This window comes from Bacillus sp. 204(2023) (assembly GCF_037027505.1).
GTDB lineage: Bacteria > Bacillota > Bacilli > Bacillales > Bacillaceae > Bacillus > Bacillus subtilis.
Map to the genome: position 1 here is coordinate 1 of NZ_JAXCHE010000011.1, position 20,015 is coordinate 20,015.

23 protein-coding genes, 1 pseudogene and 1 riboswitch are annotated in these 20,015 nt (G+C 44.9%); of the genes and pseudogenes, 16 read left to right on the forward strand and 8 right to left on the reverse strand.

Going from position 1 to position 20,015, the window contains the following annotated elements:
* Window positions 1–382: 382 nt before the first annotated feature.
* Window positions 383–1,039: a TerC family protein gene (locus tag WA279_RS18310; RefSeq protein ID WP_003232944.1), complete on the reverse strand. Its 657-nt coding sequence runs from the start codon at window positions 1,037–1,039 to the stop codon at window positions 383–385.
* Window positions 1,040–1,208: 169 nt separating this feature from the next.
* On the opposite strand from WA279_RS18310, the gene WA279_RS18315 reads away from it, so the two are divergent.
* The gene (locus tag WA279_RS18315) at window positions 1,209–1,349 is read left to right on the forward strand and encodes a hypothetical protein (protein ID WP_119122854.1); all 141 of its coding nucleotides are present in this window, start codon (window positions 1,209–1,211) and stop codon (window positions 1,347–1,349) included.
* Window positions 1,316–1,972 (forward strand): adaptor protein MecA, encoded by a 657-nt coding sequence (gene mecA / locus WA279_RS18320; protein ID WP_003239278.1) that lies wholly within the window; start codon window positions 1,316–1,318, stop codon window positions 1,970–1,972. Before WA279_RS18315 ends, mecA begins: the two co-directional genes overlap by 34 nt.
* On the opposite strand, the pseudogene WA279_RS18325 reads toward mecA, so the two are convergent.
* A pseudogene (locus tag WA279_RS18325) lies at window positions 1,967–2,088 on the reverse strand (hypothetical protein). The gene mecA and the pseudogene WA279_RS18325 overlap by 6 nt on opposite strands.
* Window positions 2,089–2,161: 73 nt before the next feature.
* Here WA279_RS18325 and coiA point away from each other — a divergent pair.
* Both coiA and pepF read left to right on the forward strand, forming a co-directional pair.
* Window positions 2,162–3,283, forward strand: a complete 1,122-nt coding sequence (gene coiA / locus WA279_RS18330; RefSeq protein WP_442894669.1) for a competence protein CoiA — start codon at window positions 2,162–2,164, stop codon at window positions 3,281–3,283.
* A gap of 229 nt (window positions 3,284–3,512) precedes the next feature.
* The gene (gene pepF, locus WA279_RS18335; RefSeq protein WP_003245178.1) at window positions 3,513–5,342 is read left to right on the forward strand and encodes an oligoendopeptidase F; all 1,830 of its coding nucleotides are present in this window, start codon (window positions 3,513–3,515) and stop codon (window positions 5,340–5,342) included.
* A gap of 37 nt (window positions 5,343–5,379) precedes the next feature.
* On the opposite strand, the gene WA279_RS18340 is transcribed toward pepF, so the two are convergent.
* The 5 genes from WA279_RS18340 to WA279_RS18360 form a co-directional block, all read right to left on the reverse strand.
* On the reverse strand, window positions 5,380–5,547 hold the full coding sequence (locus tag WA279_RS18340; RefSeq protein ID WP_003244944.1) for a hypothetical protein: 168 nt from the start codon (window positions 5,545–5,547) through the stop codon (window positions 5,380–5,382).
* Window positions 5,548–5,861: 314 nt separating this feature from the next.
* Window positions 5,862–6,761 carry a protease adaptor protein SpxH gene (spxH, locus tag WA279_RS18345; RefSeq protein WP_003245184.1) on the reverse strand — a complete coding sequence of 300 codons (900 nt, stop codon included), beginning with the start codon at window positions 6,759–6,761 and terminating at the stop codon, window positions 5,862–5,864.
* A complete protein-coding gene (locus tag WA279_RS18350; RefSeq protein ID WP_003232928.1) occupies window positions 6,758–7,156 on the reverse strand; it encodes a globin domain-containing protein in 399 nt (132 codons plus the stop codon). The genes spxH and WA279_RS18350 overlap by 4 nt, the downstream gene beginning before the upstream one ends.
* A 254-nt stretch (window positions 7,157–7,410) precedes the next feature.
* A complete protein-coding gene (cwlQ, locus tag WA279_RS18355; RefSeq protein WP_336156234.1) occupies window positions 7,411–8,145 on the reverse strand; it encodes a bifunctional muramidase/murein lytic transglycosylase in 735 nt (244 codons plus the stop codon).
* 14 nt (window positions 8,146–8,159) lie between these two features.
* On the reverse strand, window positions 8,160–8,732 hold the full coding sequence (locus WA279_RS18360; protein ID WP_336156235.1) for a CYTH domain-containing protein: 573 nt from the start codon (window positions 8,730–8,732) through the stop codon (window positions 8,160–8,162).
* Between the two features lie 124 nt (window positions 8,733–8,856).
* Here WA279_RS18360 and WA279_RS18365 point away from each other — a divergent pair, with 124 nt between their 5' ends.
* From WA279_RS18365 to WA279_RS18380, 4 genes are read left to right on the forward strand one after another with little or no spacing between them, the layout of a single operon-like run.
* The gene (locus tag WA279_RS18365; protein ID WP_003232922.1) at window positions 8,857–9,225 is read left to right on the forward strand and encodes a hypothetical protein; all 369 of its coding nucleotides are present in this window, start codon (window positions 8,857–8,859) and stop codon (window positions 9,223–9,225) included.
* Between the two features lie 28 nt (window positions 9,226–9,253).
* Entirely contained in the window at window positions 9,254–9,889 is a 636-nt protein-coding gene (gene yjbM / locus WA279_RS18370; protein WP_003245294.1) for a GTP diphosphokinase, read from the forward strand.
* Between the two features lie 18 nt (window positions 9,890–9,907).
* Entirely contained in the window at window positions 9,908–10,708 is an 801-nt protein-coding gene (locus WA279_RS18375; protein WP_003232918.1) for an NAD kinase, read from the forward strand.
* Window positions 10,709–10,722: 14 nt separating this feature from the next.
* Window positions 10,723–11,622, forward strand: a complete 900-nt coding sequence (locus WA279_RS18380; RefSeq protein WP_336156237.1) for an RluA family pseudouridine synthase — start codon at window positions 10,723–10,725, stop codon at window positions 11,620–11,622.
* Between the two features lie 12 nt (window positions 11,623–11,634).
* Here the strand turns inward: WA279_RS18380 and prpE are convergent, their stop codons facing one another.
* Complete coding sequence (gene prpE, locus WA279_RS18385) at window positions 11,635–12,369, reverse strand: bis(5'-nucleosyl)-tetraphosphatase PrpE (protein WP_015383361.1); 735 nt, start codon at window positions 12,367–12,369, stop codon at window positions 11,635–11,637.
* Window positions 12,370–12,600: 231 nt separating this feature from the next.
* Here prpE and WA279_RS18390 point away from each other — a divergent pair, with 231 nt between their 5' ends.
* From WA279_RS18390 to thiD, 8 genes are all read left to right on the forward strand, one after another.
* Window positions 12,601–14,445, forward strand: a complete 1,845-nt coding sequence (locus WA279_RS18390) for a monovalent cation:proton antiporter family protein (protein WP_015715673.1) — start codon at window positions 12,601–12,603, stop codon at window positions 14,443–14,445.
* Window positions 14,446–14,506: 61 nt separating this feature from the next.
* Window positions 14,507–14,615, forward strand: a riboswitch (TPP riboswitch).
* A gap of 78 nt (window positions 14,616–14,693) precedes the next feature.
* Window positions 14,694–15,404: a thiaminase II gene (tenA, locus tag WA279_RS18395; protein ID WP_336156238.1), complete on the forward strand. Its 711-nt coding sequence runs from the start codon at window positions 14,694–14,696 to the stop codon at window positions 15,402–15,404.
* Window positions 15,379–15,996, forward strand: a complete 618-nt coding sequence (tenI, locus tag WA279_RS18400; protein ID WP_336156240.1) for a thiazole tautomerase TenI — start codon at window positions 15,379–15,381, stop codon at window positions 15,994–15,996. Before tenA ends, tenI begins: the two co-directional genes overlap by 26 nt.
* Window positions 15,980–17,089: a glycine oxidase ThiO gene (thiO, locus tag WA279_RS18405; RefSeq protein ID WP_101502000.1), complete on the forward strand. Its 1,110-nt coding sequence runs from the start codon at window positions 15,980–15,982 to the stop codon at window positions 17,087–17,089. Before tenI ends, thiO begins: the two co-directional genes overlap by 17 nt.
* The gene (gene thiS / locus WA279_RS18410; protein WP_072173897.1) at window positions 17,089–17,289 is read left to right on the forward strand and encodes a sulfur carrier protein ThiS; all 201 of its coding nucleotides are present in this window, start codon (window positions 17,089–17,091) and stop codon (window positions 17,287–17,289) included. Before thiO ends, thiS begins: the two co-directional genes overlap by 1 nt.
* Complete coding sequence (gene thiG / locus WA279_RS18415) at window positions 17,286–18,056, forward strand: thiazole synthase (protein ID WP_010886483.1); 771 nt, start codon at window positions 17,286–17,288, stop codon at window positions 18,054–18,056. Before thiS ends, thiG begins: the two co-directional genes overlap by 4 nt.
* The gene (thiF, locus tag WA279_RS18420) at window positions 18,053–19,063 is read left to right on the forward strand and encodes a thiazole biosynthesis adenylyltransferase ThiF (RefSeq protein WP_336156241.1); all 1,011 of its coding nucleotides are present in this window, start codon (window positions 18,053–18,055) and stop codon (window positions 19,061–19,063) included. The genes thiG and thiF overlap by 4 nt, the downstream gene beginning before the upstream one ends.
* A gap of 18 nt (window positions 19,064–19,081) precedes the next feature.
* Entirely contained in the window at window positions 19,082–19,897 is an 816-nt protein-coding gene (thiD, locus tag WA279_RS18425) for a bifunctional hydroxymethylpyrimidine kinase/phosphomethylpyrimidine kinase (RefSeq protein WP_336156243.1), read from the forward strand.
* The last annotated feature ends 118 nt before the right edge of the window (window positions 19,898–20,015 follow it).

The following is a 20,015-nucleotide window of genomic DNA, read 5'->3' on the forward strand; positions in this document are numbered from 1 at the left end:
AAAACATGAAGAAGATTGCCACATACCTAGCCAAGCAAGGCTAGGCATGTGGGAGTGCTTTTTCTGCACCTGAAATCAGATGAATATGTAAAGAAACAGCACAAAACAAAAAAGCTTGTAGAAAAAACACCGTTTTCTCTACAAGCTGAGGCTGAGTCATCAGCCTTCTTTTTTAGATAGTTGACAAAATCCTAAAATGGTTTTTTGTTTTAGGATTTTGTTACCTTTTCAGTTCAGCGTGATTGAAAACCTTTGAAGTCTAGGAAGGCCGAGCATTGGAGCACAACGAATATGTTTATTCGTGAGCACCGACGCGCAGGTCTGACAACGAATGCAAAGGTTTGTCGACACGCTGAAAGAAGGCTGAGTCATCAGCCTTCTTTTATTTTTCAACCTGCTGGTAATAAATGCTCGCAAGGATGACAAACGCAACCGTCAAAATGGGGAGGAGCGTTTCAACTGTGCCGTGCTGCGCCATAAAAAGCGACAGTTTTTTGTCTCTGACAATCATTTCTCCGCCAGTATAAGCAAGCAGCCCGCTTCCCGCGTAAATCAGAAGCGGTATTTTCTCTAGTGCAATATGGATGAGTTTGCTGCCCCAAATAATAACCGGAACCGATACACACAAACCTATAACAACGAGAGAAAACTCACCGTGTGATGCTCCCGCAACTGCGATGACGTTGTCCAGCGACATAAAGAGATCTGCAAGCACAATCGTTCGTATCGCTCTCCACAGGGAGGTGCTGCTTTTAATGTGTTTCGTGTCTTTTTTTTCAATCAGCAGCTGATATCCTAAATACAGCAGGAAAATTCCGCCGGCGCACTGCAAGAACGGAATGTTCAAAAGATATACTGCTGCACTTGTTAATCCGATTCTCATAGCAACGGCAATAAATGTTCCGAGAATAATGGCTTGCTGTCTTTGCTTGTCCGGCAAATGTCTGCTGGCCATGGCAATAACAACCGCGTTATCTCCGCCGAGGATCAGGTCAATCCCAACAATGACAAGCAGAGAAATCAGATAGTCATGCTCCATGAAGCGGCACCTCGCTTTCAGTCCTTCGCTTGTACTACTACTATATGAGACAGGTTGTATTTTATGATATCAGCCGCCTGAACTGCCGTTTTTTAGGCAAAGGTGCATTTTTATTTCTTTTGTGACTGTTTTATCATAAAATAGAAATACAAAGGAATTCACAATGGCCTTGGTTAAGGTTAAGATGTGGACGGAATGGGTAAAGTGTAGTAAAGTACAATTAATCGGGAGCTTAGATGTCCCTTCAACATCTTATATAGAAGGGAAGGTTGGCAAATGGAAATTGAAAGAATTAACGAGCATACAGTAAAATTTTATATGTCTTACGGAGATATTGAAGATCGCGGTTTTGACAGAGAAGAAATTTGGTATAACCGTGAGCGCAGTGAAGAACTTTTCTGGGAAGTCATGGATGAAGTTCATGAAGAAGAGGAATTCGCTGTGGAAGGCCCACTTTGGATTCAAGTTCAGGCACTGGACAAAGGATTAGAAATCATCGTCACAAAAGCCCAGCTTTCCAAAGACGGACAAAAGCTCGAACTGCCGATTCCTGAGGATAAAAAGCAAGAACCAGCATCTGAGGATCTTGACGCCTTGCTGGATGATTTCCAGAAAGAAGAGCAAGCCGTCAATCAGGAAGAGAAGGAGCAAAAGCTTCAATTTGTCTTGCGATTTGGCGATTTTGAGGATGTTATTTCTCTATCTAAATTGAACGTTAACGGAAGCAAAACGACTTTATATTCGTTTGAGAACCGATATTATTTATATGTAGATTTTTGCAATATGACTGATGAAGAGGTTGAAAATCAGCTAAGCATCCTGCTGGAGTACGCAAATGAATCCTCAATCAGCATACACCGTCTTGAAGAGTACGGCAAGCTGATTATTTCAGAGCATGCTCTAGAAACGATAAAAAAACACTTTGCATCATAGCAAACCGATTTCCTTCCGGAAATCGGTTTTTTTATGCACGAAAATGCCATTTTAGAGACGTGAAAAATCAAAAACATATAGACAAGCGGAAAATACAGCGAACAGGAGTTGATCATCTTTTCCAGAAAGTATACTTCATCTGGAAAGGAGAGATGACAATTGTTTAGTGCTGTAACTGAAGACGGCCAAATGTTTCACCTTCTAGGCGCTCAGCAAAACCAGAAATTAAAGCGGAGACGGTTCTTCTGTCCGGTATGCGGGGGAGAGCTAGCTGTGAAGCTCGGACTTCAAAAAGCGCCGCATTTTGCCCATAAACAGAACAAATCCTGCTCCATAGACATCGAACCGGAAAGCGCCTATCACTTAGAAGGAAAAAGACAGCTGTATGTATGGCTGAAAACACAACGGGCTTCACCAATATTGGAGCCGTATATAAGGACAATCAACCAAAGACCGGACGTCATGGCAAGAATCAAGGAGCATATGCTTGCTGTTGAATATCAATGCGCCACTATCGCTCCAGATGTCTTTCAAAAGCGGACAGAAGGCTTCAAACAAGAAGGAATCATCCCGCAGTGGATTATGGGATACAGCCGCTTAAAACGGACTGCTTCGTCCTTTTATCAGCTTTCAGCTTTTCATTGGCAGTTTATCAATGCAAGTCCATACAGAGAACTGATATGTTATTGTCCTGAAAGGCGTTCTTTTCTCCGGCTCAGCCACATCATTCCATTCTACACAAACCATTCTTATTCCTCAGTCCAAACGATCCCTCTCCATCGGGCAGGTGCAGACGATCTTTTTTTTACTGAACCGAAACCCTCAATTCAATATTCAGGCTGGACGAAAGCGATTCACCGTTTTCGCCATAAACCCCATCGGTTTAACTCCAAGGAAACAAATCGCCTTAGGCTGCTGTTTTATGAGAAGCGGCAGACGCCTTTTTCTTTTCTGCCGACTGAAGTGTTTGTTCCTGTTAGAAAAGGGGCAGTTTTTAAGAGTCCGGTTTTTGTGTGGCAAGGGTTTCTTTATTTGTTTATGACGGATCTTGGAGATAAACGTGCGCCAATTCGTTTTTCAGCCGTTTTGCAGCAGTGCAAACTGCACATTCATAATAAGAACATTGCACTCAGGTTCGAATGCAGCGAAGAGTGTCTTTCAGAAGCGGTTAAACAGTATATTGATTTTTTGTGCAAGAAGGGATTTTTAAGGGAGACTCAGAAAGAAGTATATGTGCTGAATCAGCCTGCAGGCGGCATACACTCCATGCAGGATCTCATAGAAAGAGACCGCAGCTGTTTTATAGAATGAGTTTGTCTTATTTGGCTCACCCTAAGACAAAGGTGGTGGGCAGGCTGTGAAAGGCACAAAAGGAAAGGTTTTTCGTGTTTTTACTGCTTTTTTGGCATTCGTTCTCTTCATTACTGCATATGATTTGACAAAAGGCAGTGAAAAACCGGAAGATATTCACAACACAAGTTTATTGAGAAACAGCTGTTTTTTCAATTGGCTTGAATCAAAGAAGACGAGGGGGATCACCATGGCTGAGGAAAAAAAAGCAAACCAACTGCCTGACAGAAGTGAGGTAAAGGCAGAAGACACATGGAGACTTGAGGATATTTTTCCTAGTGATGAGGCCTGGAATAAAGAATTTCAAGCTGTAAAAGAATTAATTCCGAATTTATCTAAGTATAAAGGAAAGCTGGCAGATTCAGCTGATCATTTATACGAGGCTCTTACGTATCAAGATAAAGTGATGGAGCGGCTGGGTAGGCTGTACACATATGCGCATATGCGCTCTGACCAGGATACTGGGAACTCCTTTTACCAGGGGCTGAATGACAAGGCGGGAAACCTGTATACACAGGCCGCAAGCGCGACAGCTTATTTGGTTCCGGAGATTTTATCCATAGAAGAAGACAAACTGCAGCAGTTCATTCTTGAAAAAGAAGAATTAAAGCTGTACTCTCATGCGATTGAGGAGATTACAAAGGAACGTCCGCATGTGCTGAGCGAGAAGGAAGAGGCACTGCTTGCTGAAGCCTCCGAGGTACTGGGGTCATCTTCAAATACATTCAGCGTGTTAAATAACGCAGATATAACGTTTCCGTCCATTAAAGACGAAGATGGGAATGAAAAACAGATCACTCACGGCAACTTTATTAATTTCTTGGAAAGTGAAAACCGTGAAGTCCGCAAAAATGCGTTTGACGCAGTGTATAAAACGTACGGACAATATAAAAACACAATGGCCACGACGCTTAGCGGCACTGTGAAAAAGGACAACTTCTACGCGAGAGTGAAGAAGTACAAGTCAGCGCGTGAGGCTGCGCTTTCTAACAACAGTATTCCTGAGGAAGTATACGATAACCTTGTTAAGACGATTAATAAGCATTTGCCGCTCCTGCACCGCTATATTGCGCTGAGAAAGAAAGTGCTTGAGCTTGATGAAGTGCATATCTATGACCTGTATACACCGCTTGTGAAAGATGCGGGGATGAAGGTGACATACGAGGAAGCCAAAGATTACATGCTGAAAGGCCTCGCACCTTTAGGGGAAGAATATGCCTCTATCCTAAAAGAAGGACTGGAAAACCGCTGGGTGGACGTTTACGAAAATAAAGGCAAACGCAATGGGGCTTATTCATCAGGAGCTTACGGCACGAATCCGTATATTTTGATGAACTGGCATAATAACGTCAATAATCTCTTTACGCTCGTGCACGAGTTTGGACATTCCGTACACAGCTACTATACGAGAAAGCACCAGCCTTATCCATACGGCAATTACAGTATCTTTGTCGCGGAAGTTGCCTCTACGACAAATGAAGCGCTCCTTGGCGAATATTTGCTGAACAATCTAGAGGATGAAAAACAGCGCTTATATATTCTCAACCATATGCTTGAGGGCTTCAGGGGAACTGTTTTCAGACAAACGATGTTCGCTGAATTTGAACATCTGATCCATACAAAGGCGCAAGAAGGCGAGCCGCTTACACCTGAGCTTCTGACAAATGTCTATTATGACCTGAATAAAAAGTATTTTGGAGACGGCATGGTGATTGATAAGGAAATCGGCCTTGAATGGTCGCGTATTCCGCACTTCTATTACAATTACTATGTGTATCAGTATGCGACAGGGTACAGCGCTGCCCAAGCATTAAGCAGCCAGATTTTGAAGGAAGGAAAGCCGGCGGTTGACCGATATATTGACTTCCTGAAAGCGGGAAGCTCACAATACCCGATTGATGTCCTGAAAAAAGCGGGTGTTGATATGACGTCTCCAGAGCCAATCGAAGCCGCGTGCAAAATGTTTGAAGAAAAACTTGATGAAATGGAAGAGCTGCTGATGAAAGTCAAGCAGTCTTAAAAAAGTAAGCCTGTGCGGAAATGACGCATAGGCTTTTTTAAAACCCTTTAAAGGTTTTCCGGTGATTCAAGCGGTAGAGGGTAAACAAAATAGACAGAAACAGCAGAGGAGAGGTAATATAAAGCGGCAGCATATGCATCATGCCTAAGATATTCAAGCAGAAAAAAACAGCAATGCACACAATTGAGATCAAAGTAGACATCATGGCGGTCCTCCTCGTCCTTTTTCCTTATAAGGATATGAGTGAATGCACTTCGTTATGTTTTGTGACAAAAATATGAACATTAAGCATAGAGGTTGTCAAAAGTCGACATCTTTTGTTATCATAAGGATGTGAAATTGATCACAAACAAACATTACCCCTTTGTTTGACCGTGAAAAATTTCTCCCATCCCCTTTGTTGTCGTTAAGACATATGAAACCGCGCTTATCCCGGCGCGGTTTCTTTAGCGCTAAAAACGGAACATATGTTTGGTTCAGGGCGTAAAAAAACAGCCTCAAGCATATGCACGCCTGCGGCTATTTTTCACATGATTGATATTCATCAGAATAAGTGCTGAGAGACTTCCAAAACATTCCGTGTTTGGCTTCCACTTTGGCAACCTTTTTAGCAAACGCCAGTTTTTTCATTTCTTTTTCTACCTCTTCAAGGCTCAGGTCATATACAAGAGCAATTTCCTTCGAGGCAACGAAGCGGAAATATTCAATAAAACATTCTAAAGGCGGTGTTTCCGACGGCTTCGGCTCGTCGCCAAGCATCTCAAATAAAATTTCTTCATATACATCATATGAGTAGCTGCCAGGAACTTTAAGCCCTTCATCCTCATGCTGCGTATTAAAAAACGTCAGTGTCGGATTAACAGAAACATCCATCTCAGCAGCAATTTTCATGTCACATTGAAGCGCCTTGACCGCGCTTTGAGAATGCAGATCTTTTTTGAATTCTTCAAGATCGAGACTTGTATTTTCAGCAATCTCCAAAAGCACATTTTCATCGGTGATGTTTTTCTTTGAAACAAATAGGCTCTCCTGCATATTTCTGAGAAATTGCATGCCGGCTTTTCGTCCTTGCAGTTCGGCTGCTTTAAAAGCGAGAGCAGCCATATAAGGCGATGAAAGCGGCTGATCCTGTTCGAACCAGACATTGCCGTCACATGACATGCCAGAGCGGCTCGCGATCTTTTCCCATGCTTCTGCGAGAAGATGCTTTTTTCGCTTTTTATTTAAAGCGGTAAGGCTTGCGGAAGCGATAATGCGTAAGGTGAAAAAACGTCCGTATCTGATTTTCAGCTTTTTGATGACGGGCTCTAAGGACCAGCATTCAGGACATAAAGGGTCTACAAACATATAAATTTCAAGCGGTTTTTTTGGATGACCGTGGCAATGGGCGAAGTATAGCTCATGCTGATAGTTTGTCAAGATGATCGATCCTCCGCTTCCGTTTGATTCACCATATGCCTTGCTGTCAACTCCAGCCGGCCAAACAAAAACTCACGAATTTCGCCCTCCAGCCCTACATGGTCCATTGCGTCCTTCATACAGCTGAGCCACGCATCAGCTCTCTCGTTTGTAATTGGAAAGGGAAGATGCCTTGCTCTGAGCATAGGATGGCCGTGCTCCTCAGTATAAAGCGGAGGCCCGCCTAAATACTGAGTTAAGAATTGCTTCTGTTTCCTGGCGGTTTCTGTCAAATCGCTTGGAAAAATCGGCTTCAGCAAAGGATGAGACGCGACACGCTCATAAAAAGTATCAACAAGTTGCGATAGAAGTTCCTCTCCAATCGCTTCATAAGGTGCGTTAAACGATTGTCCCATGTTGACTACTCCTTTAAATATGGCTAATAGGAATCATAAATCCTATTGCAAAAAGTAATTTACTGTATTTCATTGTTTCATCTAGATTTATTTTAGCAACAAGGCATCATTTCTACAAACAAACTGCCTTTTATGCGTTTGATGACTCATTTCGGCTGACAGCCAGGGTTTGTATTTCATATCATATCACATAAAAATCAGGAATGCGTAAGATTTCACTTCGCAAAAAAACCAGAGGGAAAGAGCACCTCTGGTTACGCGTAATAAGCTGAAGTTATTTTTTTTACATAGTTTTGCGTTTCTTGGAAAGGAGGAACGCCTCTGTATCGGTCAACATTCCCCGGTCCGGCGTTGTAAGCCGCTAATGCCATAGACACATTGCCGTCGTATTTATCCAGCATTTGTTTTAAATATTTCGTTCCGCCCTCCACATTTTGCTGCGGATCAAGCGGATTGGAAACGCCAAGTGAGCTTGCTGTTGACGGCATCAGCTGCATGAGGCCCATCGCACCTGCTCCGCTGACCGCTTTTGCATTAAAGCCTGATTCCTGTTTGATGACGGCGCGGATCAGTTTTTCATCAACGCCATATTTATCAGCGGCTTTTTTAATCGCACTGTCAATAGAGAAGTCTCCCGAACTGATCTGATTTGCTTCATGTTTGTTTGAAGCCGAATCTGCAGCAGCTGTTTCGGTGCTTTCTTCCGCTTTTGTGATTGAACCTGAATTGCTGCTCGTATATGAGTTAAGCCCATACGCTGAAAGCAGTGACGGCGCTGTTGGATTCGCGCTGTTCAGCATGCTGAGCGGGCTTGGCGATGAAGAAGGTGCTGATTGCTGAGATGCCAAACCGTTTGTATATTGGCTGAGCAAAGAACTGAAACTTGAAAGCGGGCTTTCCGTATTCTGAGTGTCCGAGCTGCTGCGTGCATTAGATATGGACTGTAATGCCTGAAGCTGAAGTAATGCTGCCCAATTCGTTACATTCACGATGTCATTCCACCTTATATAGACTTTCGTTTTTCTTCATAAAAACGCAGAATTTTATTTTTGGTTTCGCGCTGAGGAATGCTGAATTGCTGAAGCAGCTTTTCGAAGGCTTGTCTGCCCTCATCCCAATCCGCCGCCTCAAATTCAATTTCATAGTCCTCTTTATTTAAATATCGGCTGTGGTCTAAAACTATTAAGCCTTTTTCTGTTTCTTTTTCCGCACGGTTTGTTGCTAAAGATCCAAAGTATTGAATGGCATCCGTATCGATCTGAAGCTTGTGCAGCTGGTCCTTCACAGGGCCCTCGGGAACTGAAAATCCAGCGAGATCTGATACCTCTGAAAGCTGCTGGTGCGTTTCCAGAAGCCCCACATCAGCCGGCTCCTTTAATGTAAGGACATACTTTCCGTTTTTTCTGCGGATACGAAGCGCAGCATGTTTTTGTTTCAGCGCGAAGCTGTCTGTATCAAAATAATGATTCTTTTGATCTGTAAAATCTTTTTCTGTCAGCTGGAGTGCCGCTGCTATGTTTTTGAATTCTTGTTTGGTCAGCATGTTTTTAAATTCGATTTCAATTTCTTGGCTCATGATGCTCTTCCTTTCCGCCCTGTAAATCTTATTTTTACTATTATCTCTTTAGATGTTAGGTTTATCAATATCGAGCTCGATATGATAAAATGAATCTGTACTTTGTTTAAAAAAGGAGAGCATTATGCAAAACAGAATCGAAATTTTGAATGCAACATTATCGGATGATCAGCTTCGCCTTGCCTGTCAGACAGAAGGAAACGAAGCGGAACGCAAGCCGTCAGGTCAAATGCTTGTTGATTCTGACCACTTTGCTTTTGTATACATACTTGAATTAGCTGATTCTTTTGAATATGTCATTATAAAGGAACATGTATGGCCGGAACTGAAGCAGGCCCATGCACAAAAAATACCGGTTGTTTTAGAGGCAGGAGACCAAACAATTGAACTGGCAGGCCTGCATGAGGAGCTGGAATATCTTTTAGAAAATATAAAAGATAATGCAAACTACGGAGAAGAAATGGAAGAAAAAGTGAAACGCGTGTTTTTATAGAAACTGGTTCGGAATTGGGGGATGTATGATGGATGACAAACAATGGGAGCGTTTTTTAGTGCCGTACCGCCAGGCTGTCGAAGAGTTGAAAGTGAAGCTCAAGGGGATCCGCACACTATATGAATACGAGGACGACCATTCACCGATCGAATTTGTGACCGGACGCGTCAAGCCTGTGGCGAGCATACTTGAAAAAGCGAGACGGAAAAGCATACCGCTGCATGAAATTGAAACCATGCAGGACATTGCTGGACTTAGAATCATGTGCCAATTTGTCGATGACATCCAAATCGTAAAAGAGATGCTTTTTGCCAGAAAAGATTTCACCGTTGTGGATCAGAGGGATTATATTGCGGAACATAAAGAGAGCGGATACCGGTCATACCATCTTGTTGTGCTGTACCCTTTGCAGACGGTATCTGGAGAAAAGCATGTTCTCGTGGAAATCCAGATCCGTACACTGGCGATGAATTTTTGGGCGACCATTGAGCATTCATTGAATTATAAATACAGCGGAAACATTCCTGAAAAAGTAAAACTAAGGCTTCAGCGCGCTTCTGAAGCGGCTTCCCGGCTTGATGAAGAGATGTCGGAGATCAGGGGTGAAGTACAGGAAGCTCAAGCTGCCTTTTCAAGAAAGAAAAAAGGAAGCGAGCAACAATAGGTAAAGGGGAAGAAGAGCATGAAATTTGCCGTATCATCAAAAGGAGATCAAGTTTCTGATACGCTGAAAAGCAAAATACAGGCGTATTTATTGGATTTTGATATGGAACTGGATGAAAATGAACCGGAAATCGTTATTTCAGTCGGAGGCGACGGAACGCTTTTGTATGCTTTTCACAGATACAGCGACCGCTTGGACAAAACAGCATTTGTCGGCGTTCACACAGGTCATCTGGGTTTTTATGCCGACTGGGTTCCTCATGAAATTGAAAAACTTGTTCTTGCCATCGCGAAAACGCCGTATCATACAGTCGAATATCCGCTTCTCGAAGTCATTGTGACCTATCACGAAAACGAGCGGGAAGAAAGGTACTTAGCTTTGAATGAATGTACGATTAAAAGCATCGAAGGAAGCCTTGTTGCAGATGTGGAAATCAAAGGGCAGCTCTTTGAAACCTTCCGGGGCGACGGCCTCTGCCTGTCAACTCCGTCAGGCAGCACAGCCTACAATAAGGCGCTGGGCGGAGCGATTATCCATCCGTCTATCAGGGCGATCCAGCTTGCGGAAATGGCTTCAATTAATAACCGGGTGTTCCGTACGGTCGGATCACCTCTGCTTCTCCCATCCCATCATGATTGCATGATTAAGCCTAGAAACGAAGTTGACTTTCAAGTGACGATTGACCATTTAACCCTTCTCCATAAAGATGTAAAGTCGATACGCTGCCAGGTTGCATCCGAAAAAGTGCGGTTTGCGAGATTCCGTCCGTTTCCATTTTGGAAAAGAGTCCAGGATTCGTTTATTGGAAAAGGTGAATAGAAAGAGGACATATCGTGGAGCATTTTTTTATCAGAAAGAACATTACTTCCACTGAGGACGGGATGACTGTAAAGGAATATGCCAGTGAACTGGGAATTTCAAAACGTCTGCTGACCGATATTAAGTTTGGCGGGGGCGACCTGCAGATTAACGGTGAGCATGTGACGGTCAAATACGTTTTGAAAGAGGGAGATCTTCTTATCGTGAAGTTTCCTGAGGAGCAGGTGAGCGAGACGCTGTTGGCAGAGCCTGTTCCGCTCGATATCCTTTATGAGGATGAACATGTGCTTGTGATAAACAAGCAGCCGTATGTGTCATCAATCCCTTCGAGAGAGCACCCCTCCGGCAGCATTGCCAATGGAATTATTGATCATTATCAAACAACCGGAGTGAGGGCGACAGTACATCTTGTCACCCGGCTAGACCGGGATACATCAGGTGTCATGCTTGTTGCCAAGCATCGATTTGCCCACTCCATTTTATCGTCTGCGCAAAAAAACGGCCTTGTGAAACGCCGGTATGCGGCAGTGGTTCACGGGCGGATGGCACAGATGGAGGGAACAGTCGATGCTCCGATTGGCAGACATCCTGACAGTATAATTGAACGGACGGTAACGCCAGACGGCCAGAAGGCTGTTACGCATTTTTACGTCACATGTGCAAATGACGATATGACCTCGGTGACGTTGCAGCTTGAGACTGGACGAACCCATCAAATTCGTGTTCATATGAGTTATCTCGGGCATCCGTTGTGCGGCGATACACTGTACGGCGGAACGAGACAGGAAATTGGCCGGCAGTCTCTGCACAGCGAGCATCTTTCGTTTATCCATCCACTGACACAGGAGAACATGACGTTTCATGCTCCACTGCCTCAGGATATGAGAAAACTGATAAAAGGAGAGAATCATTGATTCCCTCCTTTTTTATATGGGGCGAAATCTTGATTCGTCGTAAGGCAGGGAGCTTGGAACAGAGACGGTTTCTATTTCTGGAAAGCGAAAGCCTGTCAGTTGATTTCCGAACACGCAGCCTGTATCAATGTTGATGGTGCGATTGACCTTCCGAGGCTCTTTCACAGGTGTATGACCGTATACCACCCAAGCCTTTCCGTTATAGGCTGCCGCCCAATCACGTCTGACAGGTCTGCCGTCCGGATATGTTTCACCTGTCACGTCACCGTAAAGCACAAAGTCCTTCACTCTCCGGGTATATTTGCCGATATCGTCAGCTCTTATGCCAGCATGGGCGACAACTAATTCTCCATTATGTAAGATGTCGTAAAGCGGCGCTGTTTCGTACAGCTTCATAAACTGTTCGCTGACTGCTTTTCTCTCATCCTTGGAAAGTTCCTCAAGCTCTGCCGCTGTTGTTTCGAGACCATGCATCACTTTTACCGGATTTCCTTTTAAATAGCGGTACAGCTTATTGCAATGGTTTCCCGGGACATAACGCACAGCGCCTTTTTCGTAAGCGCCGGCTACAAATCGGATGACCTCTATCGATTTAGGCCCTCTGTCAGTTAAATCTCCGGCAAAAACAAGCACCCTGCCTTCTTCGTGGACAGGTACTCCATTTTTGATTGTATAGCCAAGCTTTTGGATTAATGCAGTCATTTCGTCATAGCAGCCATGAATATCGCTGATGATATCGTAAGCCATGCGGTATCCTCCTTACCGATTGTTTTATTTATTATGAAGCAAAGTGTTGTGAGTCATCACAAGCTTTTATGTGCAAATTATAGAAGAATCATTTTCTAAACAGGATTAAGACCTTATCACTTTATTTTTCATCATCACCCTTGTTAAAATCGCGTTATGTTTTTTAAAAATGAGGTTTTGTTCTCTGAGTGAGAACTAGCATAACCCTGACTTAAAAAGGAGGTTCTGATTATGGCGCATACATCTGTCGCATCTTTAGTTGTTGTACTTATCGTTGCATTTTTGACACCCATCCTTTTGCATCGGTTTAAACTCAGCATCCCGGTTGTTGTTGCTGAAATCATTATGGGGCTGATTATTGGGAAAAGCGGCCTTAATTTAGTTGTGGAGGGTGACACCTGGCTCCAGACACTCTCTATGCTCGGATTTATCTTTTTAATGTTTTTAAGCGGGCTTGAAATTGATTTTTCGTCGTTTGAGAAAGGAAAGAAAAAGCAGTTCCTCCCGAATGGCAAGGAAGCGCCGAATACGTTTGCTGCGGCATCTGTTATTTTTGTCGGTATTTTTATTTTATCATTGCTCTTGTCCTATGGGTTCGTCTTGGCCGGATTTATCCAAAATGCTTTTTTGATGACCCTTATTATTTCAACGATTTCATTAGGCGTTGTCGTTCCAACATTAAAAGAAGAACGGATCATGAATTCGAATATCGGGCAGATTATTTTGCTTGTTGCTGTTATTGCTGATTTGGCCACGATGATTCTTCTTGCTGTTTTTTCTTCTTTATACGGAGAGGACAGCGGAAACATGTGGCTCCTGATGATTCTGTTTGCGGCCGGAGTGGTGCTTTACTTTTTCGGCCGGGTCTTCAAACATCGCTCTTTTGTTCAGTCCATGTCAAAAGGGACTATCCAGATCGGGACGCGTGCCATTTTTACGTTAATTATTGTACTCGTTGCCCTGTCTGAATCACTTGGGGCGGAAAATATTCTCGGCGCTTTCTTAGCGGGGGTTCTCGTTTCCCTGCTTTCGCCAAACAAAGAACTTGTTCAGCAGCTGGACTCATTCGGTTATGGGTTCTTAATACCGATTTTCTTTGTGATGGTCGGTGTGAAGCTGGATATTTGGACTCTTTTTCAGGATAAAACAATTTTAATCATGATTCCGCTCCTGCTGCTGGCGCTGTTAGTCAGCAAAATCATTCCTGTCATGTACTTAAAGAAGTGGTATGATAACCGAACCATTTTCGCGTCTGGTTTCCTGCTGACATCAACGCTTTCGCTCGTGATTGCCGCTGCAACAATCGGCCAGCAGCTTCACGTGATCAGCGCAAATATGTCAGGAGCGCTAATTTTAGTAGCCGTCATTGCAAGTATTTTTACGCCGATCTGTTTTAAAAAATTATACAAACGGGAAGAGCAGCCGGAGGAGAAAAAGACGATTACGTTCATTGGCGCCAATCAAATGACTTTGCCTGTTACACTTGAATTGCCAGAGGAAGAGTATGACGTGCGTGTTGTACACGTCTACCAAGAGAATGCGGAGGAAAAGCTGTCAGAATCAGTGTTTGCTGTTGAAACAATTTCTGACTATGAACACGAGACGCTTGAATCACTCGGCATTTTTGAAACGGATATCCTCGTTGTGGCGACAGGAAATGAAGATATGAATGCAGACATTGCATTACTTGCAAAAGAAAAAGGCACAGAAAGAGTCATTGCAAGCGTAGGGTCACCAGAGCATGAAGCAGCTCTGAAGGAGCAGGGAATCAGCATCTTTTCTATTCTGCTGTCGACAAAAACGCTGCTTCGCGCACTGATAGAAGCGCCTGGCGTCATGAAGCTGCTCACGAACCAAGAGTCTTCGCTGTATCAAATTAATATGGAGAACAGTAAATATGATGGTGTCATTTTACGGGAATTCCCTTTAACAGGTGACGTCATCTTTGTCAGGATCTTCAGAGGTGTGGACAGCATCGTTCCTCATGGGGATACTAGGCTGAAACTGGGAGATCGCTTAATTGTCACCGGATCTCGGGGATACGTAACGGATCTTAAGAAAACATTGGAAGGATAAATCTTGACCAAATAAGGATTCGTGTTAATATAGAGGTGCAGAACAATTCAATATGTATTCGTTTAACCACTAGGGGTGTCCTTCATAAGGGCTGAGATAAAAGTGTGACTTTTAGACCCTCATAACTTGAACAGGTTCAGACCTGCGTAGGGAAGTGGAGCGGTATTTGTGTTATTTTACTATGCCAATTCCAAACCACTTTTCCTTGCGGGAAAGTGGTTTTTTTATTTTCAGAGGGGGAATGATTTGTGAAGTTTTCAGAAGAATGCCGCAGTGCAGCCGCAGAATGGTGGGAGGGGAGCTTTGTCCATCCGTTCGTTCAAGGAATCGGTGACGGAACGCTTCCGATTGACCGTTTTAAATACTACGTACTTCAGGATTCCTATTATTTAACGCATTTTGCAAAGGTGCAGTCATTTGGCGCCGCTTATGCGAAGGACCTTTATACAACGGGGCGGATGGCAAGCCATGCCCAAGGTACATATGAGGCGGAAATGGCGCTTCATCGGGAGTTTGCCGAGCTGTTGGAAATCAGCGAGGAAGAGCGTAAGGCGTTTAAGCCGTCTCCTACTGCGTATTCTTATACATCCCATATGTATCGTTCGGTTTTGAGTGGGAATTTCGCAGAAATCTTAGCGGCCTTGCTGCCATGCTATTGGCTCTATTACGAGGTTGGTGAGAAATTGCTGCATTGTGATCCGAGGCATCCAATTTATCAGAAGTGGATTGGCACATATGGCGGTGATTGGTTTAGACAACAGGTCGAGGAGCAAATCAACCGCTTTGATGAGCTGGCGGAAAACAGCACGGAGGAAGTGCGTGCCAAGATGAAAGAGAATTTTGTCATCTCCAGCTTCTATGAATATCAATTTTGGGGAATGGCCTATCAAAAAGAAGGCTGGTCGGAGCGCGGCATAAAAGAGGTGGAGGAATGTGGAGCTTCACGCCATAACGGATAACTGCAAGCCGGTAGAAGAGCTAGCGAGAACCATCATTTCGATTCAGAATGAAGTTGATTTTATTCACATTCGGGAACGCTCAAAATCGGCGGCGGATATTCTGAAACTGCTCGAGCTTATTTTTGAAGGCGGTATAGATAAACGAAAACTGGTGATGAACGGGCGCGTGGATATTGCACTTTTCTCTACTATTTACCGCGTGCAGCTGCCAAGCGGCAGCTTTTCACCGAAGCAGGTCAGAGCCAGATTTCCACACCTTCATATCGGGAGGTCAGTGCATTCACTGGAGGAAGCGGTTCAAGCAGAAAAGGAAGACGCGGACTACGTGCTGTTCGGCCATGTGTTTGAAACGGATTGCAAAAAGGGTCTTGAAGGCAGAGGAGTATCTTTGCTGTCAGATATCAAACAGCGGATTTCCATCCCGGTTATAGCCATCGGAGGGATGACGCCGGACAGGTTAAGAGACGTAAAACAAGCAGGGGCAGACGGCATTGCTGTCATGTCAGGAATTTTCTCTTCCGCTGAGCCCTTGGAAGCAGCCAGACGATATTCCCGCAAGCTAAAGGAGATGCGCTATGAAAAGGCATTATGAAGCAGTGGTGATTGGAGGCGGAATTATCGGTTCCGCGATTGCTTATCATTTGGCAAAGGAAAACAAAAGCACCGCATTGTTTGAAAGCGGAACAATGGGCGGCAGAACGACAAGTGCCGCTGCTGGAATGCTGGGCGCCCATGCCGAATGCGAGGAACGTGACGCGTTTTTTGATTTCGCCATGCACAGCCAGCGTCTGTACAAAGGTCTTGGAGAAGAGCTTTATGCATTATCCGGTGTGGATATCAGGCAGCATAACGGCGGTATGTTTAAGCTTGCATTTTCTGAAGAAGATGTGCTGCAGCTGAGACAGATGGACGATTTGGACTCTGTCAGCTGGTATTCAAAAGAAGAGGTGTTAGAAAAAGAGCCGTATGCGTCTGGTGACATCTTTGGTGCATCTTTTATTCAGGATGATGTGCATGTGGAGCCTTATTTTGTTTGCAAGGCATATGTGAAAGCAGCAAAAATGCTTGGGGCGGAGATTTTTGAGCATACGCCCGTCCTGCATGTCGAACGTGACGGTGAAGCCCTGTTCATCAAGACCCCTAGCGGAGACGTATGGGCTAATCATGTTGTCGTTGCCAGCGGGGTGTGGAGCGGAATGTTTTTTAAACAGCTTGGACTGAACAATGCTTTTCTCCCTGTAAAAGGGGAGTGCCTGTCCGTTTGGAATGATGATATCCCGCTGACAAAAACGCTTTACCATGATCATTGCTATATCGTACCGAGAAAAAGCGGCAAACTGGTTGTCGGCGCGACAATGAAGCCGGGGGACTGGAGTGAAACACCGGATCTTGGCGGATTGGAATCGGTTATGAAAAAAGCAAAAACGATGCTGCCGGCTATACAGAATATGAAGGTGGATCGTTTTTGGGCGGGACTCCGTCCGGGAACAAAGGATGGAAAACCGTACATCGGCAGACATCCTGAGGACAGCCGTATTTTATTTGCGGCTGGCCATTTCAGAAATGGGATCCTGCTTGCTCCCGCAACGGGCGCTTTGATCAGTGATCTCATCATGAATAAAGAGGTCAACCAAGACTGGCTGCACGCATTCCGAATTGATCGCAAGGAGGCGGTTCAGATATGATGCTACAGCTGAACGGTAAAGACGTGAAGTGGGAAAAAGACACAGGTACAATTCAAGACCTGCTGGCGTCGTATCAGCTTGAAAATAAAATCGTTATCGTGGAAAGAAATAAAGAAATAATCGGGAAAGAACGCTATCACGAGGTTGAGCTTTGTGATCGTGATGTCATTGAAATTGTCCATTTTGTAGGAGGCGGATGAGCATGTTAACAATTGGCGGAAAATCATTTCAATCAAGATTGCTGCTGGGCACGGGGAAATACCCATCGTTTGACATTCAAAAGGAAGCAGTAGCTGTTTCTGAGTCTGATATTTTAACATTTGCTGTAAGGAGAATGAACATCTTTGAAGCATCTCAGCCGAATTTTCTGGAACAGCTTGATTTATCCAAATATACGCTTTTGCCGAATACAGCGGGCGCCAGCACTGCTGAAGAAGCGGTTCGGATTGCAAGGCTGGCGAAAGCGTCAGGCCTTTGTGACATGATTAAAGTTGAAGTCATCGGATGCAGCCGTTCCTTGCTGCCTGACCCTGTTGAGACATTAAAAGCGTCTGAACAGCTTCTTGAAGAAGGCTTTATTGTGCTCCCGTACACGTCGGATGACGTTGTGCTGGCGAGAAAGCTGGAAGAGCTCGGCGTTCATGCCATTATGCCGGGTGCATCTCCGATTGGATCGGGACAAGGAATCTTAAATCCTTTGAATCTGTCATTTATTATTGAACAGGCGAAAGTGCCGGTCATCGTGGATGCGGGAATCGGCTCGCCTAAAGATGCGGCATACGCAATGGAGCTTGGAGCGGATGGCGTACTGCTCAATACGGCTGTATCGGGCGCTGACGATCCTGTGAAAATGGCTCGTGCCATGAAGCTCGCGGTGGAAGCAGGACGCCTTTCTTATGAGGCGGGCCGAATCCCGCTTAAGCAATACGGAACGGCAAGCAGTCCGGGAGAAGGTCTTCCTGTATGACAGGCAGGTATTCAAGGCAGGAGCTGTTTGCTCCGATCGGCCCATCCGGCCAGAAAAAATTGAAAGAAGCGCGCGCCGTAATTATCGGCGCCGGCGCGCTCGGAACAGCCAGTGCAGAAATGCTGGTGAGAGCGGGAGTCGGCTCTGTGAAAATTGCCGACAGAGATTATGTTGAATGGAGCAACCTCCAGCGCCAACAGCTTTATACAGAAGATGATGTCAAAAAAGAAATGCCGAAAGCAGCCGCTGCGGAGCGCCGTCTCCGTTCGATTAACAGCGATGTTGATGTGACCGGACTTGTCATGGATGTGACAGCAGAAAATATCTTCGAGCTGATTAGGGATGCATCGATTATTGTGGATGCGGCTGATAATTTTGAAACCCGCCTGATTGTAAATGATGCTGCGGTAAAGGAAGGGATTCCTTTTCTTTACGGTGCCTGTGTAGGGAGCTACGGCCTCACCTTTACCGTGGTGCCGGGTTCTACTCCTTGCCTGCATTGCTTGCTCGATACACTTCCGGTTGGCGGAGCAACATGTGACACAGCCGGCATCATCAGTCCGGCTGTTTTGCAGGTAGCAGTCTTTCAGGTAACAGATGCACTGAAGCTGCTGACGGGAGAGGAGTGCGAGCCGGTGCTGCGCTCCTTTGATTTGTGGAAAAATGAGCGGTCAGAAGTGAGAGCGGCCAGTCTCATACATGACGCATGCCCAAGCTGCGGCACAAAGGATTTTCCGTTTTTGTCATATGAAAATCAAACAAAAGCGGCTGTATTGTGCGGCAGGAACACGGTGCAGATCAGATCATCTATTACGAAAGAAGCGGATCTTGAAGCGCTTGCCGGTCAGCTGAGGCAGGCCGGGCTTGAAGTAGCTGCGAACCCGTTTTTAATTTCCTGCCGCTCGGATGATATGAAAATGGTGCTGTTCCGGGACGGCAGAGCTTTGATCCATGGAACAAATGATATTGCCCGGGCAAAATCCATTTATCATAAATGGATCGGGTAATAAAAGGAGTGTAGTGTAATGAGTATATATAAAGCATTGACAATCGCCGGATCAGATTCAGGCGGCGGCGCAGGGATACAGGCTGATATTAAAACCTTTCAAGAGCTTGATGTATTCGGAATGTCTGCGATTACAGCGGTAACCGCTCAAAATACGCTTGGCGTTCATGGGGTGCATCCGCTGACTGTAGAGGCGTTGAGACAGCAAATTGACGCTGTTGCTGAGGATTTGAGACCGGATGCAGTCAAAACGGGAATGCTCTGGAATGCCGACATGATTGAAGAAGTGGCAAGAAAAATTGACGAGTACGGATTCAATCGCGTAATTGTTGATCCGGTTATGATCGCAAAGGGCGGGGCATCCTTGCTGCGTGATGAGTCAGTTGCCACCTTAAAGGAGTTGCTCATTCCAAGAAGCTACGCGATTACGCCGAATGTCCCGGAAGCAGAAACGCTAACAGGAATGACAATCAGCTCGCTGGATGACCGGAAAAAAGCAGCAGAGCAGCTCGTCAAGATGGGTGCGCAGCATGTCATTATCAAAGGCGGGCACCAGCCTGAGGACAATCACATTACTGACCTTCTTTTTGATGGCAGCATGTTTATGCAAATCACCCATCCTTATATCAATACGAAGCATACGCATGGCACAGGCTGTACCTTTGCTGCGGCTTTAACGGCCCAAACGGCTAAAGGAGACAGCATCCATCAGGCATTTGAGGTTGCGGCCAACTTTGTCCGTGAAGCGGTGGAAAATGCGCTCGGCATCGGATCGGGACACGGGCCGACAAACCATTTCGCTTTTAAACGAAACAGCTTAAATACAAGCCGATGAGGTCACCAGCTGATGGTGATCTCTTTTGCGTTTGCTACGGTATGCGCTTTTCATCTGAACAAGGTTATGATATGATAGGAATTAAGATCAGGTACTAATACTATGTCTTTATTAAATA